A 24,651-nucleotide genomic window follows, 5' to 3' on the forward strand; every position below is an offset into this window, starting at 1 on the left:
CACTGCGCCCACGGGTGGCGGCGCCGGGCATCAAGCGACGATTTCGGCCACCCTTCTCTGGTCAGGGAAGCGCGCTACCCTGTGCGAATGAGCGACGAGGCTGGACTCGCGGGCGGGGAAAGCACGTACTGGATTGAGGACGACGGCTCGGGCGTGTGCCCGCACTGCGGGGTGCCCGTGCAGTACGCGGACTACACCTGGCACTACCATCCGAAGGGAAGCGTTCACCCGCCGCCGTTCGTGAAGAAGGGCCTGACGCAGCACGACCAGCGCATCGACGTGGCGACCTGTACGAAATGCGGCAAGCACGTCGCGGACTGGGTGTCCTACCGACAGGCCGGAATTGAAGGCGGTGGTGGGCGCAACACCCTACCGATGCCGGTCTACGAGGTGGTCCAACGCGTGGGCGCCTACCCCGGCTCGCGGGCGCCGAAGGTGGAACCGGAGGTTCCGCCAGACCTGGCGCGCGACTACCGCGAGGCGGTCGGTGTCGCGCACATCAGCACGCGGGCTGCCGCCGCCCTCGCGCGTCGCGGTCTACAGGCCGCGCTTCGGGGGTGCGGATTCAAGGCGCCATCGCGGAAGGTCAACGACGAAATCGGGCTGGCGCTGGCGGACGGCCGCACTTCGGCGCTGCTCGCGGAGAAGCTGCGGTTCGTCCAGGGCGTCGGGAACGACGCCGTTCACCCGAACCTCGCAGCCGATGGGGACCTCATCGAGGTCACGCCGGAAGACGTCACCGTCATCATCGCCGCGCTCGACGAGTTCTTCGATGGGTTCTTCGTCAAGCCGGCTCGCCACGCCGCCATCATGAAGGCGAGGGCCGAGCGGAAGAAGGGCACAGGCGGCGGCACGACATGAGGCGAGCCGATGAACGTTGACCCGAAGACGACCATCGCCGGGGTGCCCATCCTTCGGGTGCGGGACGCGCTCCGGCGGCTGGGGCCGGGACGGTACATGACCGACCGGGCGGAGTTCCTCGCTCACCGGCTGAAGGTCCCGAGGGAGCAAGCGGAACAGGTCGGGGAGGCGCTCGCGCTCCAGGGCCTCATCGAGCGCCACGAACGACACGACGACTGGTGGCGGCTTACGCCGGGGGGAGGACGCCTGTGCAACGCCACGGGGCTCCGCCGCATCCCCCGCGCCAAGGCCGAGGTGCTCGTCGCGGCGCTGCTCGACCGCGCTGGCGAGGTGAACAGGGCCCCGCGCTTTCTGGTCGCAGTCAGGCGCATCCGTGTGTTCGGCAGCTACACGACGGGCGCACCCGACCTCGCTGACATCGACCTGGTGGTGGAGCTTGAACGGAAGGAGCCCGACCAGCAGCGGTTCGAGGCCCTGCGGAACGAGCGCGCGAGGGCGGACGGCCGCGTGTTCCGCGACTTCCTGGATGAACTCGGATGGCCCGAGGAGGACGTGAAGAAGTTCCTCCGGAACAGGTCGCCCTACCTCAGCCTCCACGGCGCGCACGATAAGGTTGCTGACGCTGCCGCGAAGACGGTCATCTTCGACTCGACCACCAGGAGTCCATCGAGGAAGGCGCGCGCGACCGCACCTCGCCCCGGAGCGACTTCGACGGGCGGTGCCCGACGCCAGCGATGAACGTGCCGTCTGGGTAGATGGAACGCTGTCGTCCATGTCGGACTCCCGTCGTAGCTCTACGCTATGAACGGGAGGACGAGATGACGGTCGTCTCGGTCGAGGACCAGCGGCAGCGGGTTGGTATCGGGCGGCCCCACGTCGTGCTCCTCGGCGCAGGTGCAAGCCTCGCGGCGCTTCCGAACGGCGACAAGCGAGGCGTGAAGCCGCCGCTGATGGCGAACTTCATCTCGACGCTCGGGCTGGAGTCGCTGCTCCGAGACCACGGGGTGAAGCACATCCCCGACAACTTCGAGACCCTCTACAGTTCGCTCCACGGCAAATCCGAGTACCAGCCGCTGCTCACCGAACTGGAGCAACGGGTCTACGAGTACTTCGCCGCGTTCGAGTTGCCAGACACCCCGACCCTGTACGACCACCTCCTGTTGAGCCTTCGCGACCAGGACTTCATCGCGACCTTCAACTGGGACCCGTTGCTCGTCCAGGCTTACATCCGAAACCGTAAGGTTCTGCGCGAACTGCCGACCCATGCTCTTTCTGCACGGCTCGGTTGCTGTGGGGCACTGCCCAGACCACCAGGGGAAAATTGGACCGGTGGGCTTTCGGTGTCCCGAGTGCCGCAATGGCTTCGTTCGGACGCCGCTGCTGTTCCCGGTCGAGAAGAAGGAGTACTCAGCGAGCCCGTTCATCGCTCGCGAGTGGGAGGCCGTCAGGTCGGTCCTGAAGGACGCCTACATGTTCACGGTGTTCGGGTACAGCGCGCCGAAGTCCGACGTAGAGGCGGTCGCGTTGCTCCATGGCGCATGGGACTCGAACTCGTCGAGGGAGTTCCTGGAGACGGAGGTCATCGACGTGAAGGCGAAGGAGGAGGTCGAGGCAACCTGGGAGCCCTTCTTCTTCTCCCACCACTACTCGGTCCACTCCAGCTTCTACGAGTCCACGCTGGGAACCCATCCTCGACGAAGCGGGGAGGCGATGTTCAGGCGCACCATGCTATGCGAGTGGCTCGAAGAGGACCCCTTCCCGAAGCACCTCGACTTCCCCGCGTTGTATGACTGGTTGCAGCCGTTCTTGGCAGCGGAGCGCGCGCCGAACAGGAAGGGGTTCGATGAAGTCCTGCCGACGGTCGCGCCGCCTTCTTCGGTTTCCGCCGAGGAGATCGGAGAGGAGTCAGGGGCACGCCGCGCCGGGCCTGGTTCCGGTGGCCATCGCATAACCCGGCGCCGTGGAGGCGGCGGTCGCAGCCGGGGAAAGAGCAGGCGCCCGCCGCGTTGATTCTGCGCGTGTACAGGGCCTTTTCTGTAGGAGAGAAGTCCTCCATCGCGCCCCCGCAACCAGTTCCGACGCCGGCCAGCCCAGAGCTGAGCCGGCGTCTTCTTTTTGGGGCGACCCATGCTCGACCTCGTCGCGCGCACCTCCGGCACCTGGAGCAACGTCGCCGCGATCGCGGCCGGCACCCTCGTCGGCGCCAGCGTGGGCGCCCGGCTGCCGGACCGCCTCGGGCGGACGCTCATGCAGGTGCTGGGGCTCGTGACGCTGCTCGTCGGGCTCGGGATGGCGCTCGGCCTGGACGGCGTCCGCGCCGGTCCGCTCCCCGGGATCATCCTCGCCCTCGTGAGCCTCGCGCTCGGCGCGGTCGTCGGCGAGTTGCTCGGCATCGAGGAGCGGCTGACGTCCATCGGCGAGGCGGCGCGGCGCAAGGTGGGCGGCGGCGGCCGCTTCACCGAGGGCTTCGTGACGGCGTCGCTGCTCTTCTGCATCGGGCCGATGGCGATCGTCGGCTCGATCCAGAACGGCCTGACGCTGGACGCGCAGACGCTGGTGCTGAAGTCGTCGCTCGACGGGATCGCCGCGGTCGCGCTCGCCGGCGTCTACGGGGTTGGCGTCGGGCTCTCCGCGCTGCCGATCCTCGTCCTCCAGGGCGGCATCAGCGTCGCCGCGGCCGCGCTCGCGCGGGTGTTGCCGGATCCGGCGACGGATCCGCGCGTGCTCGCGGTTGGGGGCGCCGGCGGGCTGCTCGTCGCCGGCATCGGCGTGAACCTGCTGCTCGCCGGCATGGGGATGGAGGACCGCCGGGTCCGCGTCGGCTCGATGCTGCCGGCGCTGGTGATCGCCCCGGTGCTGGTGGTGGTGCTCGCGGGGTGGTGAAGGCGGCGGGGGGCCGCCCTGCGCAAGGGCGCGCTTGGCGGGGGCTTCGAGGTCAGCCACCCTCGATCCCGCTGCGGGATATCTCGATCCCTTGCTCGGTGTTCAGAAGGCCGGCTTGCACGGTTCGCGCACAGGCCGCTGACATCCATCCACGGCTCACGAACCGACAGGACTGGGACGGCGAGGCGGTGGCACTCGAGGACCGTGCTGATGGCGTTCGTGATGGAGCGGATCGAGGACGTGAAGCGGCGCGTTGCGGCGCGCGGCCGCGAGGCCGTCGTCTACGAAGAGGTGGAGAGCGCGGCGAACGCCCGCCCGGTGTTCGACGCGATGATGAACGACGTTCTCGCGGGCCGGATTCAGGCGGTCGAATGCGTCGCGCTGGACCGCCTCCCGTGAATCTCGAACCGGATCGGCACGCCGGCCGCGCCCCAGCGGAAGGCAGATCGCGCACGGGGTTCGCGCGGGTGCCGGGACGGCTCTCGGCACGCGAGCCATTGGCGGCTTCGACAAGTCAGGAACTGGGCGGCGGGGCGGGTTTACCGGGGTCGGAAGTTGGTGAAGATGAAGGCGGCGGGTGAACTCCAGTCGAGACGTCAGGCAACGGGGTAGGATGGCGGCGGCAACGGGGGTGTCCGCATGAACGAGGAAGCCGCGGTCCGCCACCTGGCGGCGGTCAAGGCAGCCGCGACGCGAGCAGCGAATCGCAAGAAGAGTCACGACGCGGCGATGAAGGCGGCTCTGACGAAGGCGTCCCCGCCTCACAAGGCGAAGACCACCGCGCGAAAGAGCCAGGTGGCGCTGCAGAGGTGGGCGAAGGACAACGGCTGGTACCTGCCAGTGTTCCTCGATGCGCCGAGCGGAAGCCCGCGGACCGGGATCGTGGACGCGGTTCTCGTCCGGGTGTCACGCGACGACGCCGACGTGCTCGAGCTCCGGCTCGTCCAGCTCAAGAGCGGTCTCGCCGGGCTCAGGGCAGCCGAGTGCGAGCGGCTGGAGCAGGCGGTGAAGCGGGTCGAGATCGGGTCCATGTACGCGTTGTGCAGCGGCACGCACGTGACCACGATGGTGAAGCCGACGGTGTGGGCCATCGACGCGTCGCTCCGGAGGCCAAGGTTCAAGGCGACCTATAAGCGATCTGCTCTGGGCGGACGTGAACGGTTGACGTCCCCCCGGAAAACTGGACGGAAGATGACTTTAGGACTTCGCTGGGCTGAGACCCTGAGGAAAGGGGATCGCCGATGCGGAAGTCGAGGTTCACCGAGGAGCAGATTGCGCACGCGCTGCGCCAGGTCGACGCAGGCGTGCCGGCCGCCGAACTCTGCCGGAAGCTCGGCATCAGCGAGCAGACGTTCTACGCCTGGAAGAAGAAGTACGCGGGGATGGGCATCGCCGAGATGCGCCGGGTGAAGCAGCTCGAGGACGAGAACCGGCGCCTGAAGACCCTCGTCGCGGACCTCACCCTGGACAAGCACATGCTCCAGGAGGTCCTTCGAAAAAAATTCTAAGGCCCGCGGCGTTGCGACAACGCGCAGATTGGCTGGTGGGAGCTTTCCGCATCAGCAAGCTGCGGGCCTGCAAGCTCGTTCGGCTTGGCCGGTCGACGTACTACTGGCGGAGCACGGCGAAGGACCAGACGCCTCTGCGGACGCGCCTTCGCGAACTCGCCGAGGCGCGGCCGCGATTCGGCTACCCGCGGCTGCACGTGATGCTCCGCCGGGAGGGCTGGAAGGTGAACATCAAACGCGTCTACCGCCTCTACAAGCTGGAAGGGTTGAACGTCAGGTACAAGAAGCGGAAGAAGCGCGCGAGCCACCTGCGCGTCGTGCCGCCCGCGCCGACGGCGGCAAACGAGCGCTGGAGCATGGACTTCATGCGGGACACCCTCGATGACGGCCGGCCATTCCGGATCTTCACGCTCGTCGACGTCTTCACTCGCGAGTGCCCGCTCCTCGCCGCCGACACCTCGCTCACCGGGCACAAGGTCGCCGAGTTGCTCGACCACGTCGCAGTTGAGCGCGGATACCCGAAGACGATCACCGTGGACAACGGGACCGAGTTCTACTCGAAGGCCATGGACTCCTGGGCCTACCGCAACGGCGTCCAGCTGCAGTTCATCCGGCCGGGCAAGCCCGTCGAGAATGCCTTCATCGAGAGCTTCAACGGCAGGCTCCGAGACGAGCTGTTGAACAGCGAGCTCTTCATGGGGTTACATGATGCTCGCCAGAAGCTGGAGACTTGGCGGCTGGACTACAACCAGAACCGCCCTCACAGCGCGATCGGACACCTGACGCCGGTCGAGTTCGCCAACCAGGTCAGGACGGAGGCTCATGCCCTCAGTGAAGTTTCCTGAGGTTTGAAACCGTCCAGGATCTGGGGGGACGTCACTCTGCTGAACCGCCCGCTCGAACGCGGTCGAGCTGACGTCGTCAACCCAGCAACGGGCTCACCCGGAGTTGACCGAGAAGCGCCTGCGGCGTCATGCCCGCGATCGCGCGGAAGTCGGCGATGAGGTGCGCCTGATCGTAGTAGCCGGAGGCGGCGGCGATGCCCGCCCAGCTCGCGTGACGCTCCGCGCGCGCGGCGCCGAGCGCGCGATGGAAGCGCACGAGCCTGGCGAACGCCTTGGGGCTCACGCCGACGTGCTCTCGTAACACGCGACGGAGGTGTCGCTCGCTCACGCCGAGCTCGACGGCGACGGCGTTCACCTTCCTGCGCAGGACCCGATCGGCGGCGTCGAGGGCGAGCTGCGCGCCGGGGTGGCGTCCGCCGGCGATCGCAACGCGTTCGGTGATCACGCTCTCGAGCAACGCAGCCGCGTCGATCGAGTCGCGCGCGCCGGCGAGGCGATCCAGGAGGCGCCGCGTCGCGGCGTCGCCCCAGAGATCCTCGAGCGCGACGATGCGCCCGGCGAGCGCAGAGGCACGCACGCCGAGCACCGCCTCCGAAGCGCCGAGGTGAAGACGCGCCGTCACCGCCCGCTGTCCACTGCGAATGAGCTTACGGTGTACCTTCTGGCGGACGCCCATGGCGTGCACGTCGAGGCCACCCCGCGCCGACGGCCCGAAGCGCACGACGAGCTGGATCTCCGGACGCGGGATCGAGAGGCCCGGCATGTCGTGGTCGCACTCGGCCACGAAGAACGTCGCCACGGCGGAGGCGGTCGGCACGGTCGGCGAGATGGGAGCGTGGTAGAGGGCCGGCGCCTGCACGAGCAGATCGTTAGTGCGCACACGACCGCCCCGCAAGCGTCGTCCGCGTGTCCGTTTCTTCCAAGGCGCGACGATCGCGGAGGGCTAGGCTCGGCTCATGAAGATCCTCGTCACCGGAGCGACCGGAAAGGTTGGAAGCCGACTCGCGAAGCGACTCGCCGAGCGCGGCGATGGAATCCGAGCTCTCGTCCGCGACCCGGCGCGCACCGCCGACCTGCGCGAGGTCGGCGTCGAGCTCGCCGCGGGCGACCTGCTCGACGTGGACTCGCTCGTGGCCGCCGTCGGCGGCGTGGACGCCGTGGTCCACTGTGCCGCGTTCTTCCGCGGCGCGACCCCCGAGCAAGCGCATGCGGTCAATGACCTCGGCACCCGGCACCTCGCGAGCGTCGCCCGTGCCGCGTCCGTGAAGCGCTTCGTCTTCACGAGCACCGGCCTGGTCTACGGCTCGAATGGCGGCCGTGTCGCCCGCGAGGACGATCCCTGCGCGCCGACCGCGGCCTACCCGGTGAGCAAGCTGGCCGCGGAGCGCTTCCTCCTCGGCATCGAAGGCCTAGACGTGCGCGTGCTCCGACTACCGTTCGTGTACGGCGACGGCGATCCGCACATCGAGGAGGCGATCCCTCTGCTGAGCGGCTTCCCGCCCGCGCAGCGCATGTCGATCGCCCACCACGTCGGCAGGCCGTCGCCCGGCTGCTGGATGCCGTGTCGCCTGCGCACCGCATCTACAACGTGGTCGACGACGAGTCCCCCGCGCTCGCCGCCCTGTTCGCGTCCGTGGGGGCGGCGCCACCTGGACGCCGTGCGCGCGAGCGCCTTCGACGCGCTCCTCGATGGCAGCCGCATCCGCTCAGACCGCTCCTTCAAGCCCAGGTTTCCCCGCCTCGCAGACGCGGTCGCGGCGGGCGCATGACGGCGCGCGGACGGAGACGCGCAGGTGTTCGCCAGGTCAGCCGAAGGCCACCAGCAGTTGCACGAGCAGGAGCTTCGCGATGGTGGCGGCCGGGTAGACCGCGGCGTAGCCCTGGCTCGGGAGCTCGTTGCCGGTCTGATCGAGCGCGTAGCCGAGCACCGCCGGCTGGGTCTGGATCCCGGCCACCATCCCGAGCGCGAGGCTCATCGGGATCTTCATGAGGCGGTGGGCCACGAAGAGCGCCGCGAGCGAGGTGGCGAACGTGATCGCGGCGCCGGCGGCGAAGAGCAGCAGCCCCTCCCGGCTCGCGAAGGTGGCGAGGAAGCCCACACCGGCGCGCGTGCCGATGCCGGCCAGGAACAGGGTGAGACCGAACTGGCGGAGCGCCACGCTGGCGCTGAAGGGGAGGTGCCAGACCATCCCGCCGGTGCGCCCTATCGTCCCGAGCACGAGCGCCACCACCAGCGGCCCCCCGGCGAACCCGAGCGACACCCGTACCCCGCCCGGCAGCGGCAGCGGGAGGATGCCGAGGAGCAGGCCGAGCGCGAGCCCGAGGCCGAACGTGAGGATGTCGACCTCGCTCGCCGCGCGGTAGGAGTCGCCGAAGTAGGCGGTGACGCCGGGGAGCTGCTTCACCGGGCCGAGCACCCGGACCCGGTCGCCCACCTCGAGCCGCAGGGCCGGGGCGGGGAGCAGGTCCACGTCGCCGCGCCGGACGCGGGTGATCACTGCGCCCATCCGGCGTGGCAGGTCGAGCTCCGCCACCGTCCGCCCGGCCACCTCGGGGCTCGACACGAAGATCCGCCGGAGGTCGAACTCGCTCCGGTCGGTGTCGATGGGCTCGTCGGAGATCACCCCGAGCCGCTCCACCACCCGCTCGAGCTCGGCGGGGGTGCCGACCACGGTGACGAGGTCGCCCGCCTCGAGCCGCACGTCCGGCGCGGCCAGCATGAGCCGATCGCCGCGCAGCAGCCGGCCGAAGATGACGTGCCAGCGGAGCCCGCGCACGAGCTCCTCCAGCGTGAGCGCGCCCATGTCCTCGGTGACGCGCACGGTGGTCGAGCCGAGCGGGTCGTTCGCGGCGCCCATCTCGGCCAGGCGTCGCGCCTCGCCGGCGAGGTCCGGCTTCCAGAGCCACCAGCCGGCGCGCACCGCCAGCACCACGCCCACCACGCCGAACGGATAGCAGATCGAGTAGGCCACCACCGGCTCGGAGAGCGTGTACCCGGGGGCTGCCTGCTTCAGCGTCTCCATGGCGGCGGCGAGGGCGGGGGTGCTGGTGGTGGCCCCCGCGAAGAGGCCGGCGGTGAGCGGCGCGTCCAGGCCGAGCAGCCGGCGCGCGAGGTAGGAGAGCGCCACCGCCAGCGCGACGGCAAAGGCCGCGAGGCCGGTGTTGCGGATCCCGTCGCGCCGGAGCGACGCCACGAACGCCCGGCCCGACGAGAGGCCGATGGCGTACACGAAGATCGCCAGGCCGAGCATGTAGACGATCTCGGGGAGCGCCAGCGAGGGATCGAGGGCCCCGGCCGCGAGGCCCACGAAGAGCACCGACGCGACCCCGAGCCGGCTGCCCCGCAGCTTCACCTGGCCGAGCGGGTAGCCGAGTGCCGCCACCAGGAACAGGAGCAGGAGCGGGTTCTGCGCGAGGAGCCGGACGAGGGGATCGAGCATGGCGAGCGCGGCGGGAGTGTACCCGGTCCCGGCTCCCCGCGCGCTGCGCCACGCGGGGGCGGCGATCCCGGGGGGGCGCCGATCACTCGATCGTCTTCCCGACCTCCTCGTCGACCCTGGCTGCTTCGTCGGGCGAGACGGTCCTCAGCCTCGCCAGCACCGAGGCCGCAGCGTCCGCCTTCCCCGACGCGCGGTACGCACGGATCAGGCTCGCCATGACCCAGGGATGGTCGGGCCGCAACCGGAGGCTCACGTCGTAGGCGCCGATGGCAAGGTCGTACTGGCCGCGGGCGTGAGCTATGTAAGCCTTCGTTGCCCACCAGTTGGCGGACCACGGGCAGACGACGCTGACGCCGAGCGCCAGTAGGAGCAGGACGATCGCTCCGGCCTTCGCCAGGCGGGGCCGCCTCCCCATTGCGACGGCCTCCGCGGCCACCGCTCCGAACAGGAGGCCGCCGAGGTGTGCCCCGTTCCCCACCAGACGCGTCAGGACGATCCAGCAGCCGACGAACCATGCGGCGAAGACGGTCCCGATGGATGAACGCCGAAGCGAGCAGGACCCAGGCCGCCCCGGACCAGACCTGGAACGCGTCGCCGCGGTAGCCCCACGATGCGAGCGGCGCCTCGTCCGGCGTCAGGGAGACCATCGCGAAGAGCGCCATCATCGCGGCGCACGCCGTGGCCGTGACCCAAGGCACCCGGCGCCTCGAGGCCGGACCCGTCTCAGCTGTCGGACGCGTGGGGCTCCCGCTGATCGGAGAAGTGGGTTCGGGAGCGCCGCCTTGTCTCATGCCGTCGGTCTCCGGGCCGGTCTCACGCCGATGAATGGGGTTCCACGATGAGTATATCCGCCCCTGGAGCCAACGAACACTCCCGTGGCGATCCGCCGGCGCAACCGGTAGACCTCTTGCGAACGCGGCCGGAGGGCGGCTCGCTGCAGCGGAGGGAACGATGATTCCAGAACGGTTGATGGCGGCGCTGAAGGACGAGGGCTCGGCTGCGTTCGTGACGCAGGGGCCGGACGGCCCTCACCTCGTGGCGACGTGGAACAGCTACCTCGACGTGCTCGATGCCGACACGCTGATCTTCCCGGCCGGGGGCTACCGGAAGACCGAGGAGAACCTCCGGGGCGGGAGCCCGGTGCAGATGATCGTGGGCGGACACGATCCCGAGGGCATCGGCTTCCGCCTCGGCGGCCGCGCGGAGCTCGAGGTGGACACGCCGAACCACCAGCGGGTCAAGCAGCGGTTCCCGTGGGCTCGTGCTGCGGTCGTGTTTCGGGTCGGCTCGGTCGAGCAGGTGCTCGGGAAATAGCGCTCTCGAGGCCGACGGCGGGCGCGAGGACGCGTATCATCCCGGCGTGCTCGGTCGAACGCTGCCGATGGTGCGATCCGTCGTCGCCTGCCTGGTCCTCCTCGCGGTTGCCGGGTGCGTCCCCGCCGCGTCGCACCGGCGCGTGCCGGCGATCGAGTACCGGAACGGCCACTGGTTCGACGGAGCGCGGTTCGTGGACCGCACGATGTGGGTGGTCGGCGATCGCTTCTCCGAGGCCGCGCCCGCGGGGCCGGGGACCGTGACGGTCGTAGACCTCCGCGGCGGCTTCGTGGTGCCGCCGTACGCCGAGGGGCACAACCACTGGCTCGAGCCGGCGCGGGTGGACGCGTACGTCCAGACGTACCTCCGCGACGGCGTGTTCTACGTTCGCGACCAGGGGACCTCCCCGACGTTTCACGACGCGATGCGGCCGGCGCTCGGCGCGCCGACGTCCGTGGACTTCGTGAGCGCGCACCAGGGCTTCACGGGGCCGGGCGGCCACCCGATGGAGCTCATCGACCAGCTTGCCGCCATGGGCATCCTTCCGGCCGAGTGGGCGACGACCCACGGCGAGGGCGAGGCGCTCTTCGCGGTGGCCTCCGAGGCGGACGTCGATCGGGCCTGGCCGAAGCTCCTGGCCGGGCGGCCCGACTTCGTGAAGCTGTTCCTCGTCCACTCGGACGAGTACGCCGCTCGGCGGGACGACCGGACGCTCACGCCCAGGCAGCGGGGGCTGGATCCAGCGCTCGTGCCCGCGATCGTCCGCCGCGCGCACGCCGCGAACCTCCGCGTCTCCGCCCACGTCGAGGACGCCCACGACTTCCACGTCGCGGTCGCGGGCGGGGTGGACGAGATCGCCCACATGCCGTTCGTGTCGGCCGACGCGCCGGACGCGTACCTGCTCGGCGACGCGGACTGCGAGGCGGCGGGGCGGCGCAACCTCTCGATCTCGACCACCCTCGATTTCCTGGGAGACGCGCCTCGGCCACGCCAGCTCGACGTCGCGCGCGCGAACCTCCGGAACCTCGAGCGCCATGGCGTCCAGATCGCCATCGGCACCGACCTGTTCCGCGAGACGCCGCGCGTCGAGGTCGAGCGGATCGCCCGGTTCCACCTCCTCACCAACCTCCAGATCCTCGTCGCGTGGGCGGTCACGACGCCGCAGGCCATCTTCCCGGGAAGGAAGATCGGGCGGCTCGCCGACGGGTACGAGGCGAGCTTCCTCGTGCTCGGTGCGGATCCGCTGCTCGATCCGGCGAACCTCGAGCACATCGTCGACCGGGTGAAGCGGGGCCGCGCGGTCGTCCCCGGGCCGGAGACGCTCCCTCCGCTCGGCCGATAGGCGCGCCGATCCGCGCTTGCGTCGCGGCAAGCGGGCACTGCGCGCGCCGCACCGTCGAGATCCGGCGGCTACTCCTCGCGTCGGAAGTAGGCCTGCGTCGTCCTGCGCCACGGCGCGAGCGCGCGCTGCGCTGCCGTCCGGGCGAGGCGCACCGGGTCGGCGGTCACCCACGCGGCGGGCGTCTCGATCCGCCGGAAGCCGACCCGTTCCACGAACCGCTCCAGCGACGCCGGCGTGAACGCGTTGATGTGCTCGAGCGGGTGAACGGCCCGGTACTCGGCGAGGGTCCGGATCCCGTCCACTCCGGAGCAGTCGGGGACCTCGACCACCAGGATGCCGCGGAAGGCGAGGCGGTACCGGAGCTGCCTCAGGACCTCGAGCGGCTCCGTGAGGTGCTCCAGCACCTCGAAGAGCGTGACCGCGTGGAAGCGGAGCGACGGATCCAGCTCGGAGAGGCTGCCGACGAGCCGGTCGCCGCCGAGCCCTGCGCCGCGCAGGCGATGCGCGTCCCAGTCCACGCCGTGGGCGTCGCATCCTGCGAGCGTCGCGGTCGCGACGAGCTCCCCCCATCCGCAGCCGAAGTCGAGCACGCGCGGCGCCTCGTCGCGGGTCCGCAGCTCGCGGGTCAGGCGCTCCAGCCGCAGCACGTGCGCGATCCGGTTCGTGCCGCTGCTCCACCGGGCCGGGAACGCCGTGGCCCCGACGCGCTCGGCGAACGAGCGCATCGCGGCCTCGCCCATCCAGCGTCGGAACCGGAGCTTCTGCCACGCGTCGTCGAGCACCCAGCGGTGGAACACCTGGCCGCACGCCGCGCACCCGCGCAGCTCCCACGGCGCGTCCCCGAGCGCCGGGAGCGGGTCCTCGCCCCACGGATCGGCGGCGAGGAACCCGCGCAGCGGCTCGGCGTCGAAGCGCCCCTGCGCGACCGCGCGCAGGTCGGTCGACCCGCAGGCGATGCACGCGTCGCGGGACACGAACCTCGCTCGCGCGGGCGCGTTCGCGAGCGGAACGGGGCCAGCCAGCATGGCGATTCCTCCGTCACCAGGAACGCCGGGTCCACCGTTCGTGACATCGTCGTTGCGTGACCCGTCGACGCAGGTTGACGGACGGTGGACACGGTGCGCGGGCCCGTGACCGAGCGTCACGCAGCGGGCGACGCCCGTCACGGCGGCAGGGGAGGCGGCGGCCGCCGGGCCCTCGTGCCGTTCACCGGGCGCCTCGGCATGGCGTTCCTGGCAATCCCCCGAACGGTGGGCCCGAGGGTCGACGGCCGACGCTCCCGTCCGGTTCCCGTCAGGGCGACGCGTCTCCATTACACATGTCGCCTCGAGCGGCGGCTCCCCGCCGCTCCACGAGGTGCGCCATGGGCCGACGTTACGCGAGCATCCTGGAGACGATCGGAAACACTCCCGTAGTCCGGATCAACAGGCTCGCTCCACCGGACGTGAACCTGTTCGTCAAGGTGGAGGCCTTCAATCCGCTCGGCTCGGTGAAGGACCGCCTCGCCATCGCCGTGATCGAGGCGGCGGAGCGTTCGGGAGCGCTGAAGCCGGGCCAGACCGTCATCGAGGCGACCAGCGGCAACACCGGCATCGGCCTGGCCATGGTCTGCGCGGCCAAGGGCTACCCGCTGGTGCTCGTGATGGCCGAGTCGTTCAGCGTCGAGCGGCGCCGGCTGATGCGCTTCCTGGGGGCCAAGGTGGTGCTCACCCCGGCGGCGGAGCGGGCCGTGGGCATGATCCGGAAGACGGAGGCGCTGGCGGCCGCGCACGGCTGGTTCATGACGCGCCAGTTCGAGAACGAGGCCAACCCCGACTATCACTCGCGCACGACGGCGCAGGAGATCCTGGCCGACTTCGCGGGCGAGCGGCTCGACTGCTGGGTGACGGGCTACGGCACCGGCGGGACGCTCAAGGGCGTGGCCCGCGTGCTCCGCAAGGAACGGCCCGAGACGAAGATCGTGGTCTGCGAGCCGGAGGAGGCACCGCTCCTGGGCAGCGGGGCCGCGCAGTCCCGCAATCCGGACGGCACCCCGGCCGCGCCGCACCCGAGCTTCAAGCCGCACCCGATGCAGGGATGGACGCCGGACTTCATCCCGAAGCTCACCGGCGACGCCGTGGACCTGAAGCTCGTCGACCGCATCGTGACCGTCCCCGGCCCGGAGGCGATTCGCTGCGCCAGGGAGCTGGCCGTGCGCGAGGGCATCTTCGTGGGCATCAGCTCCGGCGGCACGCTGGCCGGCGCCCTCCAGGTCGCCGCCAGCGCCGAGCGCGGGGCCAACATCCTCTGCATGCTGCCGGACACGGGTGAGCGGTACCTCAGCACGCCGCTCTTCGCGGACGTGCCGGCAGAGATGACCGAGGAGGAACAGTCGATCGCGCGCTCCGTGACGGGCGCGGCGCCGAAGGCCTGAGGGCGCACGGTCATGGCGATCGTGTCGCGCAGGGCGGCGGCGGCGGATCGGGCGTTCGAAGCCGTCAAGGCCTTCTACTTCAGCTCGCGTTACGGCGAGCGGCGCGGGGATCCCGGCATCGCCGACTTCACCTTCGGCAACCCGCACGAGATGCCGCTCGACGGGCTCGTCGCGGCCATCCGCGAAGCCGCCGTCCCCCTCGACGAGAACTGGTTCGCCTACAAGTCCAGCGAGGAGGCGCCGCAGGCGTTCCTGGCCGACGCCGTCGGCCGGGAGCTCGGCCTTCCGCTCGAGCCAGCCGACGTGGCCCTCACCGCGGGAGCGTTCGGGGCCATCTCACTCGCGTTCCGCCTGCTGCTCGACGCCGGGGACGAGGTCATCTTCAACGCGCCGGCCTGGTTCTGCTACGAGCCGATGCTCCTGGCGGCCGACGCCGTGCCGCGGGAGGTGGCGCTCCGCGCACCGCGCTTCGACCTCGACCTCGAGGCCATCGACGCGGCCATCGGCCCGAACACGCGCCTGGTGATCGTGAACACGCCCCACAACCCCACCGGGCGGATCTACGGGCGTGGCGAGCTGGCGGGCCTGGCGGAGGTGCTGGACCGCGCCTCCCGCCGGATCGGCCGCCGGGTCTTCCTCCTGTCCGACGAGCCGTATCGGCGCCTTCGCTTCGACGGCCGGGCCTTCACCAGCCCGGCGTCGACGTACCCGTGGACGCTCGTCTCGTACAGCTACGGGAAGGTCCTGCTGGCACCGGGGCAGCGACTCGGCTACCTGGCCCTCTCGCCGCAGATGCCGACCTCCGACCGCGAGCAGCTGCGCGAGGTCATGTTCGCGAGCCAGATGGCGCTGGGCTGGTGCTTCCCCAACGCCGTCATGCAGTACGCCGTGCCGCAGCTGGAGCGCCTCTCCATCGACGTGGCGGCGCTGGCGCGCCGGCGCGATGTGCTGAGCGAGGCGCTGGGCCGGGCGGGCCACGGCGTCCTGCCGCCGGAGGGGACGTTCTACCTGTGGGCGCGGTGGTCGGGAGATCCCGTCCGCCAGTGGGAGGCCCTGGCCGACGAAGGGGTGTTCGTCATGCCGGGCACGCTCATGAAGCAGCCGGACTACTTCCGGATGAGCCTGACCGCGTCCGACGCGATGGTGGCGCAGGCGCTGCCGATCCTGGCACGGCCGGGGTGAGGACGGCGGCGGCACGGGACATCGGGCATATCCGTATCGGCACCCCACGCCGGCAGGAGCGAGCCGGCCGGGCGTCCGGCGAGCGAGCCATCGCACAGCCGGTTCGACGCCCCGGCGGTGGGACGGCTCCTCGCCGAGCGCGCTGGACCCACCCGCTCGCCACAGGCGTCCTCTCCGTTCTCTGCGTGCCTTCGGGGCGACCCGTCCATTCCGCGCGCCGCGGCAGCGCGCTCCGTAGATACCGAGGGTTTCGCGCGTCCAAGCACGTCCTCGAGATGCCGCGCCCGGCCCAGCCCCTCCTCATCCGCCTGACGCACTGGGCGAACGCCGTCCTGTTCGCGGTGATGGCCGGGAGCGGGCTCCAGATCCTCGCCGCGTTTCCGCTGCTCGGCCCGCGCGGTGAGCCCTACGCGTGGTACCCGCTCCAGGGCGCGGGCCCGCCCGCCGTTCTGACGCTGGGCAAGTGGCTCGCGGGCGCGCGGCACTGGCACTTCGCGTTCGCCTGGATCTTCACGCTGAACGCGATCGTCTACCTCGCCTACTTCTTCGCGAGCGGCGCGTGGCGCGAGCGGCTCTTCTCCCCGCGGCGCGACGCACGGAACGCCTGGGAGACCGTGCTCCACGACCTGCGCCTCCGGCGGGCGCCGCCCTCGCCGGTCGGGCTCTACAACGGGATGCAGCGCCTCGCGTACACCGGCGTGCTCGCGGTCGCGCCGCTCCTCGTCGCGTCGGGGCTCGCGATCTACAAGCCCGTCCAGCTGCCACGCCTCACCGCAGTCCTCGGCGGCTACGACGCCGCGCGCGCGATCCACCTCGGCGTGCTCGTGGCGCTCGCCGCGTTCCTCGTCGTCCACGTCGTCCAGGCGGTGCTCCACCCGCGCACGCTCGTCGACATGACGGCGGGCGGACGGAGGGCCGAGGGGTGACCGGCACGCGGCGAGCGTTCCTCCGGGCCGGTCTGCGCACGGGCGCGCTCGTCGCGCTCGGCGGCGTCGCGTGCGACTCCGACCACCCGCGCGCCGGGTTCCTGGGGCTCATGGAGCGGGTGAACGAGCGGTTCCAGCGCGCGCTCTACGACCCGGGCCGGCTCGCGCCGGAGCTCGCCGAGGGCGACGAGAGCGCGCCCGGCGACTTCCCGCAGTACAGGATCGGGAGCGACTACCCGGCCGCGCCGGAGGGCTGGGCGCTGCGGGTCGGCGGGCTCGTCGCGCACCCGGTGGTCCTGTCCGCGGACGCGCTCCAGCGGCTCCCGCGCACGCGCACGCGCGTCAGGCACCACTGCGTCGAGGGCTGGTCCGCCGTCGCGTCATGGGACGGGGTGCGCGTCTCGGAGCTGGCGCGGCTCGTGGCGCCCGACCGCCGCGTCCGCTACGTGGAGTTCCGCTCCTTCGAGCCCGGGTACTACTCGTCCTGGGACCTCGAGAGCGCCGTTCACCCGCAGACGATCCTCGCCTACGGCATGAACGGCCAGCCGCTCGCGCGCGAGTACGGCGCGCCGCTGCGGGTCTACTCCGCGGTGAAGCTCGGCTACAAGATGGTGAAGTGGGTGACCGAGGTGACCTTCCTGCCGGTGCGGACCGGCGGCTACTGGGAGGACCGAGGGTACGAGTGGTTCGCGGGCGTGTGACGGCGGCCGGGACGAAGGGGGCGGACATGGCGGATCGGGAGGAGCGGGGGACGACGGGGCGCGAGGCGCGCGCGCGGGCGCGGGGGTGGGTCCTCGGGACGGTGGCGTGCCTCGCCGCGGCCGTGGCCGTCGCGGCGGAGGGCGAGCGGCACGTGCGCGGCGTCGTGAGCGAGGTGGCCGGCGACTCGGTCACGGTGAACGGGCAGGACGGGCGGCCGCAGCAGCTGAAGCTCGGGCCGAGGTCGCGCGTGAGCAGCGCAACGCGGGCCGATCTCGGTGCGATCGCGAAGGGCGCGTACGTCGGCACGACGGCGGTCCAGGCGAAGGACGGTACGCTCCGCGCCGTCGAGGTCCACGTGTTCCCCGAGGCGGCGCGGGGCACGGGCGAGGGGCATCGCCCCTGGGACCTGAAGCCGGGCAGCTCGATGACGAACGCGACGGTGGCCGGCGCCGAGGACGCGAAGGGCGGTCAGAGCACGATGACCAACGCGAACGTCTCCGACGTGTCGGGCGCGTCCGGCGGGAAGCGGCTCGAGCTGTCGTACGCGGGCGGCAAGCAGACGGTGATCGTTCCCCCGGGGACGCCCGTCGTGCGCATCGAGCCGGCGGACCGCGCCGCGATCGCGGCGGGCGCGCACGTCTTCGCGGCGGGGGCGCCCCAGCCGGACGGGACGGTGCTCGTCGATCGGATGTTCGTCGGGAAGGACGGGGCGGTGCCGCCGATGTGATCGATGCAGGCCGCGCTCGCTGCCCGCGCCCGCCGTCAGCCGCGCCCGTACACGGGGAGGACCGCGCCGCTCACGTCGCGGGCCGCGTCGGAGAGCAGGAACTCGATCACGGCCGAGAGCGACTCGGGCGCCACCCAGCGTGAAGCGTCGGCGCCGGGCATGGCGCCGCGGTTCGCGGGGGTGTCGATGGTGCTCGGCAGGACGGCGTTCACGCGGACGCCGGTCTCCAGCACCTCCTGGGCGATCACGCGCGCGAGCGCCACGACCGCGGTCTTCGCGACCGTGTAGCCCGCGGCGCCCGCCCCGGACCACGGCCGCTCCACGTTCCGCGAGCCGACCACCACCACGCTGCCGGCGCGCTGCGCCACGAGCCGCGGCATCAGCGCGCGGAGCGCCCGCTGCGCCGACTCGAGGTTCTCGTCCAGCATGCTCCGCCAGGCGTCCTCGTCCCGGTCCTCGTGGAAGGGGCTGCCTCCGCGCCAGCCCCCCGCGACCAGCGCGGCGCCCGACACGGCCCCGAGGCGCGACTCCACGTCGCCGAGGGTCGCGTCCCACGCCGCGGTCGAGTCGGCCTCGAGCGTGAACCCCGCGAAGCCGGCGCCGAGGTCCTGCTCGATCGCTCGCAGGCGCTCTCCGTGCCGGCGGAGCCCCACGCCGGCGACGCGGTAGCCGCGGGCGACGAGGTGGCGGGAGAGCGCGGAGCCGAGGGCTCCGGCGGCTCCGGAGATCACGATGACAGGGGTCATGCGATCTCTGTAATGGTCCGGCGCCTGCACGGCATCGCCCGGCTCGTCGCGGCGGCGACGGGCACCCGTCCACCGGATCCCGATCGAGGCTTCGACGGGCGCAGCGATGCGGGCCGCGCGCACGCCACCGTCCCCCGTTACGTCGGAGGTCCGGCCGCTCGCGAGGCGGCCCAGTGGAGGGTGCATGCTCCCGAGGACCTGCCGGCGCCTCGTCCCGCTGCTCTGGCTCGCGGTGGCCCGCGTGGCTGCGGGCGCGCAGGAGTTCCGCGTCACGCTGCTCGGCACGGGGAGGCCCGCGCCGGAGATCGACCGATTCGGCCCGAGCACGCTCGTCGAGGCCGGAGGGCACCGGCTCCTCTTCGACGCGGGCCGCGGGGTGACGCAGCGCCTGTGGCAGCTCCGGATGCCGCTGCGCGACATCGACGCCGTGTTCCTGACGCATCTTCACTCGGATCACGTGGTCGGCATCCCGGACCTGTGGCTCACCGGCTGGCTGCCGACGCCGTTCGGGCGGCGGGTCGTGCCCCTGGCGCTGTGGGGGCCCGCGGGGACGGTCGACATGGTCGCCGCGCTCCGGAGGGCGTACGCGTGGGACCTGCGCGCCCGCAGCGGGCACCAGCAGCTCCCCGACGCGGGGGCCACCGTCCGCGCGCGCGACGTCGGTCAGGGGGTCGTGTACGAACGCGACGGCGTGAAGGTCACCGCCTTCACCGTGGACCACGGACCGCACCTCCGTCCGGCGCTGGGGTATCGCGTCGATCACGCCGGGCGGTCGGTCGTCATCTCGGGAGACACGCGCCCCTGCGAGAACCTCGTCCGCTTCGCGGCGGGGGCCGACGTGCTCGTCCACGAGGTGGCCGCCGCGCGGAAGGAGCTCGTAGACCGTTCCGCCGTGGCGCGTAGCATCCTCGCGGTCCACACCTCGCCGGAGGACGCGGGCAGGGTCTTCACGCGCGTGAAGCCCCGGCTCGCGGTGTTCACGCACGTTGCGTTGCTCACGACGGACCCGGCGGTCCCGGCACCGTCCATCGCCGAGCTCGTCGCCCGGACGCGCGAGACCTATGCCGGGCCGCTCGTCGTCGGGGAGGACCTCATGACGGTCGTCATCGGCGACGAGGTGGAGGTCCGCCATCCTCCGGAGGCGGGTGCCCGCTGATCGGTCGCATCCCGCGACCCGCCTTCGCTCGCGGGCTGCCGGGATCGACTCCTCAGGCGCCTGAACTTCTCTCCCGAGAGCGGGCCGCCCATCGCCGCGCGGATTCGGTACGGCCGCCCTCGATCGCACCGTCGCGAAACTCTGCACCGTGTTGTGTTCCTCCTCAGTGGCCGCCGCGAGGCCAAGCGGCCGGGAATTCCTGCTCATTCTGGCCGGGAGCGGTGCGGGGCCGCTGCCGCTCTCACCAGTTCGCCGCGGGCGTTCCGGCGCGCGCTGACGGGCTCGCCGCGCGCCGCGTGCGCGCAACCGCCCGCATCCCCTCCGTGATCCCGGCAGCCGGGGGTGGCGTGCGTGGGCTGGCCCGCCGCTTGCCATTGGAAAGCGTCGAAGGAGCGCAGCCACGGAGCCCACCGAAGGCGCTGAAAGGAGCACGCCATGATGTTCGCACTCGTGCTGGCCCTCGTCGGATTCGCCGTCCTCTCCGTCCTCGACCACAGCGCCGCGCACTGACCCCCGGTCGGCGGCAGCGTACGCGCACCCAAGAGCGAGGAGCCCATGGCCTACGATCTACTCTCCGTGTACCCGGCGAAGCTCCTGGAGTACGGCCTCGGGATCGGGTACCTGCTGCTCTTCATCCCGTTCTGGCGGTACGTGCAGGGCGGCCGCCGCGAGGCGCGCGAGGTGATGCGGGCCGCGGTGCCGGTGCGCGAGGCCGTCTCCGCCGCCCTCCGCGCGGCGCGGCCTGCCGGCGCGACCGCCATCGCCCGGCCGGCCTCGGCCGGCTGGTTCCACGTCCCGGCCGGCGTGCACCTGCACCCCGGGCACACCTGGGCGCGGCTGGAGGGCGACGGCCTCGTCTCGGTCGGCATCGACGACTTCGCCCACAAGCTGGTGGGGCCCGCGACGGTGGAGCTGCCCGCGGTCGGGACGCGCGTGGCGCAGGGTGAGCCCGCCATCGAGCTGCGCGACGAGGACCGCGGGGTCGCGATGCTCGCGCCGGTGGACGGGACGGTGGTGGCGGTGAACCCGCGCGTCCGCGCCCACGGCGCGCTCGAGGACCCCTACGGCGCCGGCTGGCTGTTCAAGGTGAAGGCGCCGCGGCTGGTGGCGAACTTCCGGCAGCTCCAGGCGGAGGCGCCGGCGCAGCGGATGCTCGACGCGGCCGGGGACACGCTGGCGCTCCGCCTCGCGCCCGAGCTCGGCCAGGTCCTGCAGGACGGCGGCACGCCGGTCCACGGCATCGCTCGCGCGCTGGCAGGGGAGGGCTGGGACGAGCTGGCGCGGGAGTACTTCCTGACCTGAGCCGCCGCGGACGGCGGGCGTGAGAGGGCCGGCGAGCGCCGGCCCTTCGCCGTCGCGGCGGCACCTCACCTCCGCCGGCGGCCGGCCACCCGGCGCGCGGGCGTTTCGGGCACCTTCGCGGTGCGCCCGGTCCACTGCTCCATGCTGCCGGCAGCGCCGAGCGCGCTGGACAGGGCGTCGGCCAGGCCGGTGGGGAGCACGCCGTTCAGGAACGGGACGAGCTTCACCAGCCACGGCGTGCGGACGAACACCCGGTCCCGCTCCACGCCCTCGACGATCTCGTCCGCGAGCTGCGCCGGCGTGAGCATCGACGTGAGCAGCGGCGGCCGGGCGCCTTCGAAGAGGCCGGTCGAGACGTACAGCGGGCAGACGGTCGTCACGTGCACGTGGCGGTGCCCCTGCCGCGCGAGCTCCAGCCGGATCGACTCGGAGAACCCGACCACGGCCCACTTGCTCGAGGCGTAGGTGGTCGCGAACGGCACCGCCGTGAGCCCCGCCGCGCTCGCCACGTTGACGAGGTGCGCCTCCGGCCGGCCGACGAGGTCGGCGAGGAACGCGTGCGTCACCGACACCAGGCCGAGCAGGTTCACGGAGAACGTGTCGAGGTGCTTCTGGAGCGGGACGTCGAGGAACGCGCCGCCGAAGACGACCCCGGCGTTGTTGATCAGCACGTCGATCGGCCCGCCGCGCCCGTGGACCGCGTCGCGCGCCTGCAGGATGGAGGCGCCCTGGGTGACGTCGAGGACGTGATGCTGCGCGCTCGCTCCTGCCCGGCGGAGCGCGTCGGCGGTCGCCGCCAGGGGCTCCTCGTCGCGGTCGGTCAGGATCAGCGCCGCGCCGCGGGCGCCGAGCCGCTCGGCGACGGCCCGGCCGATCCCGGCCGCGGCGCCCGTGATGAGGACGCGCTTCGCCTTCCACGTCTTCATGACGACCTCCAGGACGCGTGCGTTCGTGCCGAGGGTGCGCCTCGCGTGGAACGCTGAGGCTGCGCCCGATGGCCGCAGCCCAGGGAGAGACGCGGCCCGGAGGCCGCACCGCCGCGCGATCGGCAGCCGATCGTCCGGCTCGACTGTCACACCATCCCGAGGGGACCGCTTCGAACTGGCCCCGCCCGGTGCCCGCGAAGGCTTCCCGGGCCGGGCGCATCATGGAGGCCAGCGGGGCAAGCCAATGAAGAACGTCGTCAGCATCAGCCTCGGCGCGCGCGCCGGTGACTACGATTACACCACGCGGTTCATGGGGCAGTCGTTCCGGGTCCGCCGCTTCGGGGTCGACCACGATCTCCGCAGGGCGCTCGACCTGCTCGCGCGCTGGCAGGGCGAGTGCGACGCGATCGGCCTGGGCCTCGTCGCCGACCACCTGCTGGTGGGGACGCGGCGCTGGGAGGATCCCACCACGGCCGAGCTCGAGGCGGCCGTGTGCGAGGTGCCGGTCACCACCGGCGCCCGCCTCCGCGGCTTCCTCGACGAGTGGGCCATCCGGCACATCCAGTCGCACGAGCAGCGCTGCTTCACGAACGCGCGGGTGATCTTCCTCTCGGGGCTCGCGAACTACGCGATCGCGCAGGCCGTGTCCGAGTACACGCACAACCTGGGCTTCGCCGACCCGCTGCTCCAGCTCGGGCTGCCGGCGATCCTGGGCTCGGTCGCGCAGCTCGAGGCGTACGCGGCGCTCACGGCGCCCGTGCAGCGCCCGCTCCAGGCGGTGTGGGGCAAGGCCCCGCTCGCGCTCCGTGATGCCTGGACCCGGCTCATCCTCGGGAGGGCGGCCCGCGAGGCGAGCGTCCTGGTGGGCCCGCACGACGACCTCGCCGCGGTCGGGCGCGAGGCGCTGGACCGCAAGATCGTCCTCACCTCGGCGGTGACGGACGAGGAGGTCAAGCGGCTGGGCGACCAGGGGGTGGACGTCGTCATCGACCGCACGCCGAAGCTGCTCGGGCGCGTCGTGGGCCTCAACGTGATCGAGGCCATGATCATCGCGGCGCTGGGCAGGCAGCACCGCGACGACGTCCTCCACGACGAGTACCTCGACATCTTCGGCGAGATGAAGCTCGCGCCGCGCATCCTGTTCCCCTCGGGCAAGCCCAGGCGCGTGAACCGGTTCGCCTTCGTCATCCACCCGCTGTCGCGCGAGTACCTGAAGGCGTCGAGGCCGGTCGAGCTGGCGTCGCGCATCGCCCCTTCGGTCGTGCTGCCGGTCGTCGAGAAGCTCATCGCGTACTCGCCGCCGTTCGTGTACTCGCGGGTCACCGGCATCCGCTCGCCGACCGGCACCGAGGCGGAGGGCTGGCTCATCACCGTGGGCGGCACGCCCAAGGAGCTCCTGGCGCACAGCCCGGAGTTCACCTACCGGCGGCTGCTCGCCGCCGCGAAGATCGCGGAGGGGCTCGGCGCCCAGATCATGGGCCTCGGCGCGTTCACCAAGGTGGTGGGCGACGCGGGCGTGACGGTCGCGAAGCGGGCCGGCATCCCCATCACCACCGGGAACAGCTACAGCGCGTCCGCGGCGCTCTGGGCCGCCGCGGACGCGGTGAAGCGCCTCGGGCTCCTCTCGCGGAGCGAGGACGGCAAGGTCGCCGGCAAGGCGATGGTGGTGGGGGCGACGGGCGCGATCGGCGCCGCGTGCGCGCGGCTGCTCGCGATGTCCTTCGACGACGTCTTCCTCGTGTCGCCGGAGATCGGGAAGCTGCTCACGTTGCGCGAGACGATCCTCGCGGACACGCCCGACGCGGTCCTGCACCTGTCGAGCAAGGCGGACGAGAACCTTCGGGAGATGGACCTCGTGGTCACGGCCACCTCCGGCGCCGGCAAGAAGATCCTCGACATCATGAAGGTGAAGCCCGGCTGCGTGATCACCGACGTGGCGCGCCCGCTCGACCTGCCGCCGTCCGAGGTGGCGAAGCGGCCCGACGTGCTCGTCATCGAGTCGGGCGAGATCCAGCTCCCCGGCGGCGTGCGCATGCGCGACATCGGCCTCCCCGACGGCGTCGTGTACGCCTGCCTGGCGGAGACGATCGTGCTCGCGCTGGAGGGCCGGTTCGAGAGCTACACCGTCGGTCGGAACATCGAATGGGAGAAGGTGAAGGAGATCTACAAGCTCGGGCTCAAGCACGGCATGCGGCTGGCGGCCATCTCCGGGGTGAACGGGCCGTTCACCGACGAGGACATCGGCCGCGTTCGCGCGCTCGCGCTCGCGGCGCGGACGCGCTGGCCGGGCGGGCAGCCGGCGCGCGCGACCGTGCGTGAAGTCCCGCGGCCGGTGGCGGAGCGCCAGGACCAGCACGCGGGCGTCTGAGCCGAGGCCG

At 71.9% G+C, this 24,651-nt stretch carries 24 protein-coding genes; 17 read left to right on the plus strand and 7 right to left on the minus strand.

The window, feature by feature from the left end; genetic code table 11:
• Positions 1–87 precede the first annotated feature (87 nt).
• Both ANAEK_RS07735 and ANAEK_RS07740 read left to right on the plus strand, forming a co-directional pair.
• Positions 88–861, plus strand: coding sequence for a DUF4145 domain-containing protein (locus ANAEK_RS07735; protein ID WP_012525592.1), 774 nt, complete (start codon positions 88–90; stop codon positions 859–861).
• A gap of 9 nt (positions 862–870) precedes the next feature.
• Entirely contained in the window at positions 871–1,599 is a 729-nt protein-coding gene (locus ANAEK_RS07740; RefSeq protein WP_012525593.1) for a nucleotidyltransferase domain-containing protein, read from the plus strand.
• Between the two features lie 56 nt (positions 1,600–1,655).
• On the opposite strand, the gene ANAEK_RS22615 is transcribed toward ANAEK_RS07740, so the two are convergent.
• Positions 1,656–2,126: a hypothetical protein gene (locus ANAEK_RS22615; RefSeq protein WP_049778372.1), complete on the minus strand. Its 471-nt coding sequence runs from the start codon at positions 2,124–2,126 to the stop codon at positions 1,656–1,658.
• On the opposite strand from ANAEK_RS22615, the gene ANAEK_RS22620 reads away from it, so the two are divergent.
• The 4 genes from ANAEK_RS22620 to ANAEK_RS07770 all read left to right on the plus strand — a co-directional run bounded on the left by ANAEK_RS22620 (position 2,125) and on the right by ANAEK_RS07770 (position 6,097).
• Positions 2,125–2,871 (plus strand): hypothetical protein, encoded by a 747-nt coding sequence (locus ANAEK_RS22620; protein WP_157376687.1) that lies wholly within the window; start codon positions 2,125–2,127, stop codon positions 2,869–2,871. The genes ANAEK_RS22615 and ANAEK_RS22620 overlap by 2 nt on opposite strands.
• Before the next feature lie 117 nt (positions 2,872–2,988).
• The gene (locus ANAEK_RS07750; RefSeq protein ID WP_012525595.1) at positions 2,989–3,744 is read left to right on the plus strand and encodes a DUF554 domain-containing protein; all 756 of its coding nucleotides are present in this window, start codon (positions 2,989–2,991) and stop codon (positions 3,742–3,744) included.
• A gap of 210 nt (positions 3,745–3,954) precedes the next feature.
• Positions 3,955–4,143 (plus strand): recombinase family protein, encoded by a 189-nt coding sequence (locus tag ANAEK_RS07755; RefSeq protein ID WP_012525596.1) that lies wholly within the window; start codon positions 3,955–3,957, stop codon positions 4,141–4,143.
• A gap of 842 nt (positions 4,144–4,985) precedes the next feature.
• Positions 4,986–6,097 (plus strand): IS3-like element ISAnsp8 family transposase gene (locus tag ANAEK_RS07770; protein WP_085931202.1). Its coding sequence is split into 2 segments (ribosomal slippage): positions 4,986–5,247 and positions 5,247–6,097, totalling 1,113 coding nucleotides; the frame shifts between segments, so codons are not numbered across the junction.
• 76 nt (positions 6,098–6,173) lie between these two features.
• Here the strand turns inward: ANAEK_RS07770 and ANAEK_RS07775 are convergent.
• Positions 6,174–6,914 (minus strand): AraC family transcriptional regulator, encoded by a 741-nt coding sequence (locus ANAEK_RS07775; RefSeq protein WP_232288397.1) that lies wholly within the window; start codon positions 6,912–6,914, stop codon positions 6,174–6,176.
• 139 nt (positions 6,915–7,053) lie between these two features.
• Here ANAEK_RS07775 and ANAEK_RS07780 point away from each other — a divergent pair, with 139 nt between their 5' ends.
• A complete protein-coding gene (locus tag ANAEK_RS07780) occupies positions 7,054–7,866 on the plus strand; it encodes an NAD(P)-dependent oxidoreductase (RefSeq protein ID WP_012525600.1) in 813 nt (270 codons plus the stop codon).
• Between the two features lie 36 nt (positions 7,867–7,902).
• Here ANAEK_RS07780 and ANAEK_RS07785 read toward each other — a convergent pair whose 3' ends face one another.
• Both ANAEK_RS07785 and ANAEK_RS07790 read right to left on the minus strand, forming a co-directional pair.
• A complete protein-coding gene (locus ANAEK_RS07785) occupies positions 7,903–9,537 on the minus strand; it encodes an aspartate:alanine exchanger family transporter (RefSeq protein WP_012525601.1) in 1,635 nt (544 codons plus the stop codon).
• Positions 9,538–9,619: 82 nt separating this feature from the next.
• The gene (locus tag ANAEK_RS07790; RefSeq protein ID WP_157376688.1) at positions 9,620–9,973 is read right to left on the minus strand and encodes a tetratricopeptide repeat protein; all 354 of its coding nucleotides are present in this window, start codon (positions 9,971–9,973) and stop codon (positions 9,620–9,622) included.
• Between the two features lie 533 nt (positions 9,974–10,506).
• Between ANAEK_RS07790 and ANAEK_RS07795 the strand changes: the two genes are divergently transcribed.
• Both ANAEK_RS07795 and ANAEK_RS07800 read left to right on the plus strand, forming a co-directional pair.
• The gene (locus ANAEK_RS07795; protein ID WP_232288398.1) at positions 10,507–10,851 is read left to right on the plus strand and encodes a pyridoxamine 5'-phosphate oxidase family protein; all 345 of its coding nucleotides are present in this window, start codon (positions 10,507–10,509) and stop codon (positions 10,849–10,851) included.
• A 46-nt stretch (positions 10,852–10,897) separates the two neighbouring features.
• Entirely contained in the window at positions 10,898–12,193 is a 1,296-nt protein-coding gene (locus tag ANAEK_RS07800) for an amidohydrolase (protein ID WP_232288399.1), read from the plus strand.
• Between the two features lie 68 nt (positions 12,194–12,261).
• On the opposite strand, the gene ANAEK_RS07805 is transcribed toward ANAEK_RS07800, so the two are convergent.
• Entirely contained in the window at positions 12,262–13,218 is a 957-nt protein-coding gene (locus ANAEK_RS07805; protein WP_012525605.1) for a bifunctional 2-polyprenyl-6-hydroxyphenol methylase/3-demethylubiquinol 3-O-methyltransferase UbiG, read from the minus strand.
• Positions 13,219–13,556: 338 nt separating this feature from the next.
• Between ANAEK_RS07805 and cysK the strand changes: the two genes are divergently transcribed.
• The 5 genes from cysK (at position 13,557) to ANAEK_RS07830 (ending at position 18,143) form a co-directional block, all read left to right on the plus strand.
• Positions 13,557–14,606, plus strand: coding sequence for a cysteine synthase A (cysK, locus tag ANAEK_RS07810; protein ID WP_012525606.1), 1,050 nt, complete (start codon positions 13,557–13,559; stop codon positions 14,604–14,606).
• Between the two features lie 12 nt (positions 14,607–14,618).
• Positions 14,619–15,788 (plus strand): aminotransferase class I/II-fold pyridoxal phosphate-dependent enzyme, encoded by a 1,170-nt coding sequence (locus ANAEK_RS07815; RefSeq protein ID WP_012525607.1) that lies wholly within the window; start codon positions 14,619–14,621, stop codon positions 15,786–15,788.
• A 275-nt stretch (positions 15,789–16,063) separates the two neighbouring features.
• The gene (locus ANAEK_RS07820) at positions 16,064–16,714 is read left to right on the plus strand and encodes a cytochrome b/b6 domain-containing protein (protein WP_012525608.1); all 651 of its coding nucleotides are present in this window, start codon (positions 16,064–16,066) and stop codon (positions 16,712–16,714) included.
• Positions 16,711–17,415, plus strand: a complete 705-nt coding sequence (locus tag ANAEK_RS07825) for a molybdopterin-dependent oxidoreductase (RefSeq protein ID WP_012525609.1) — start codon at positions 16,711–16,713, stop codon at positions 17,413–17,415. The genes ANAEK_RS07820 and ANAEK_RS07825 overlap by 4 nt, the downstream gene beginning before the upstream one ends.
• 26 nt (positions 17,416–17,441) lie before the next feature.
• Positions 17,442–18,143 (plus strand): hypothetical protein, encoded by a 702-nt coding sequence (locus tag ANAEK_RS07830; RefSeq protein WP_012525610.1) that lies wholly within the window; start codon positions 17,442–17,444, stop codon positions 18,141–18,143.
• Positions 18,144–18,178: 35 nt separating this feature from the next.
• On the opposite strand, the gene ANAEK_RS07835 is transcribed toward ANAEK_RS07830, so the two are convergent.
• Entirely contained in the window at positions 18,179–18,889 is a 711-nt protein-coding gene (locus tag ANAEK_RS07835; RefSeq protein WP_012525611.1) for an SDR family oxidoreductase, read from the minus strand.
• Positions 18,890–19,073: 184 nt separating this feature from the next.
• Between ANAEK_RS07835 and ANAEK_RS07840 the strand changes: the two genes are divergently transcribed.
• Positions 19,074–20,045: an MBL fold metallo-hydrolase gene (locus tag ANAEK_RS07840; protein ID WP_012525612.1), complete on the plus strand. Its 972-nt coding sequence runs from the start codon at positions 19,074–19,076 to the stop codon at positions 20,043–20,045.
• A gap of 555 nt (positions 20,046–20,600) precedes the next feature.
• The gene (locus ANAEK_RS07845) at positions 20,601–21,347 is read left to right on the plus strand and encodes a glycine cleavage system protein H (protein WP_012525613.1); all 747 of its coding nucleotides are present in this window, start codon (positions 20,601–20,603) and stop codon (positions 21,345–21,347) included.
• A 65-nt stretch (positions 21,348–21,412) separates the two neighbouring features.
• Here ANAEK_RS07845 and ANAEK_RS07850 read toward each other — a convergent pair whose 3' ends face one another.
• A complete protein-coding gene (locus tag ANAEK_RS07850; RefSeq protein WP_012525614.1) occupies positions 21,413–22,273 on the minus strand; it encodes an SDR family oxidoreductase in 861 nt (286 codons plus the stop codon).
• Between the two features lie 244 nt (positions 22,274–22,517).
• Here ANAEK_RS07850 and ANAEK_RS07855 point away from each other — a divergent pair, with 244 nt between their 5' ends.
• Entirely contained in the window at positions 22,518–24,641 is a 2,124-nt protein-coding gene (locus ANAEK_RS07855) for a dehydrogenase (RefSeq protein ID WP_012525615.1), read from the plus strand.
• Positions 24,642–24,651 lie beyond the last annotated feature (10 nt).

It is taken from the genome of Anaeromyxobacter sp. K (genome assembly GCF_000020805.1).
GTDB classification, from domain to species: Bacteria; Myxococcota; Myxococcia; order Myxococcales; family Anaeromyxobacteraceae; genus Anaeromyxobacter; species Anaeromyxobacter dehalogenans.

What these genes read in the sequence shown, in the direction of transcription:
- ANAEK_RS07735 (WP_012525592.1), top strand. Translation starts at nt 88, where the DNA reads ATGAGCGACGAGGCTGGACTCGCGGGCGGGGAAAGCACGTACTGGATT.
- ANAEK_RS07740 (WP_012525593.1), top strand. Translation starts at nt 871, where the DNA reads ATGAACGTTGACCCGAAGACGACCATCGCCGGGGTGCCCATCCTTCGG.
- ANAEK_RS22620 (WP_157376687.1), top strand. Translation starts at nt 2,125, where the DNA reads ATGCTCTTTCTGCACGGCTCGGTTGCTGTGGGGCACTGCCCAGACCAC.
- ANAEK_RS22615 (WP_049778372.1), bottom strand. Translation starts at nt 2,126, where the DNA reads ATGGGTCGGCAGTTCGCGCAGAACCTTACGGTTTCGGATGTAAGCCTG.
- ANAEK_RS07750 (WP_012525595.1), top strand. Translation starts at nt 2,989, where the DNA reads ATGCTCGACCTCGTCGCGCGCACCTCCGGCACCTGGAGCAACGTCGCC.
- ANAEK_RS07755 (WP_012525596.1), top strand. Translation starts at nt 3,955, where the DNA reads ATGGCGTTCGTGATGGAGCGGATCGAGGACGTGAAGCGGCGCGTTGCG.
- ANAEK_RS07780 (WP_012525600.1), top strand. Translation starts at nt 7,054, where the DNA reads ATGAAGATCCTCGTCACCGGAGCGACCGGAAAGGTTGGAAGCCGACTC.
- ANAEK_RS07785 (WP_012525601.1), bottom strand. Translation starts at nt 9,537, where the DNA reads ATGCTCGATCCCCTCGTCCGGCTCCTCGCGCAGAACCCGCTCCTGCTC.
- ANAEK_RS07795 (WP_232288398.1), top strand. Translation starts at nt 10,507, where the DNA reads ATGGCGGCGCTGAAGGACGAGGGCTCGGCTGCGTTCGTGACGCAGGGG.
- ANAEK_RS07805 (WP_012525605.1), bottom strand. Translation starts at nt 13,218, where the DNA reads ATGCTGGCTGGCCCCGTTCCGCTCGCGAACGCGCCCGCGCGAGCGAGG.
- cysK (WP_012525606.1), top strand. Translation starts at nt 13,557, where the DNA reads ATGGGCCGACGTTACGCGAGCATCCTGGAGACGATCGGAAACACTCCC.
- ANAEK_RS07815 (WP_012525607.1), top strand. Translation starts at nt 14,619, where the DNA reads ATGGCGATCGTGTCGCGCAGGGCGGCGGCGGCGGATCGGGCGTTCGAA.
- ANAEK_RS07820 (WP_012525608.1), top strand. Translation starts at nt 16,064, where the DNA reads ATGCCGCGCCCGGCCCAGCCCCTCCTCATCCGCCTGACGCACTGGGCG.
- ANAEK_RS07830 (WP_012525610.1), top strand. Translation starts at nt 17,442, where the DNA reads ATGGCGGATCGGGAGGAGCGGGGGACGACGGGGCGCGAGGCGCGCGCG.
- ANAEK_RS07835 (WP_012525611.1), bottom strand. Translation starts at nt 18,889, where the DNA reads ATGACCCCTGTCATCGTGATCTCCGGAGCCGCCGGAGCCCTCGGCTCC.
- ANAEK_RS07840 (WP_012525612.1), top strand. Translation starts at nt 19,074, where the DNA reads ATGCTCCCGAGGACCTGCCGGCGCCTCGTCCCGCTGCTCTGGCTCGCG.
- ANAEK_RS07845 (WP_012525613.1), top strand. Translation starts at nt 20,601, where the DNA reads ATGGCCTACGATCTACTCTCCGTGTACCCGGCGAAGCTCCTGGAGTAC.
- ANAEK_RS07850 (WP_012525614.1), bottom strand. Translation starts at nt 22,273, where the DNA reads ATGAAGACGTGGAAGGCGAAGCGCGTCCTCATCACGGGCGCCGCGGCC.
- ANAEK_RS07855 (WP_012525615.1), top strand. Translation starts at nt 22,518, where the DNA reads ATGAAGAACGTCGTCAGCATCAGCCTCGGCGCGCGCGCCGGTGACTAC.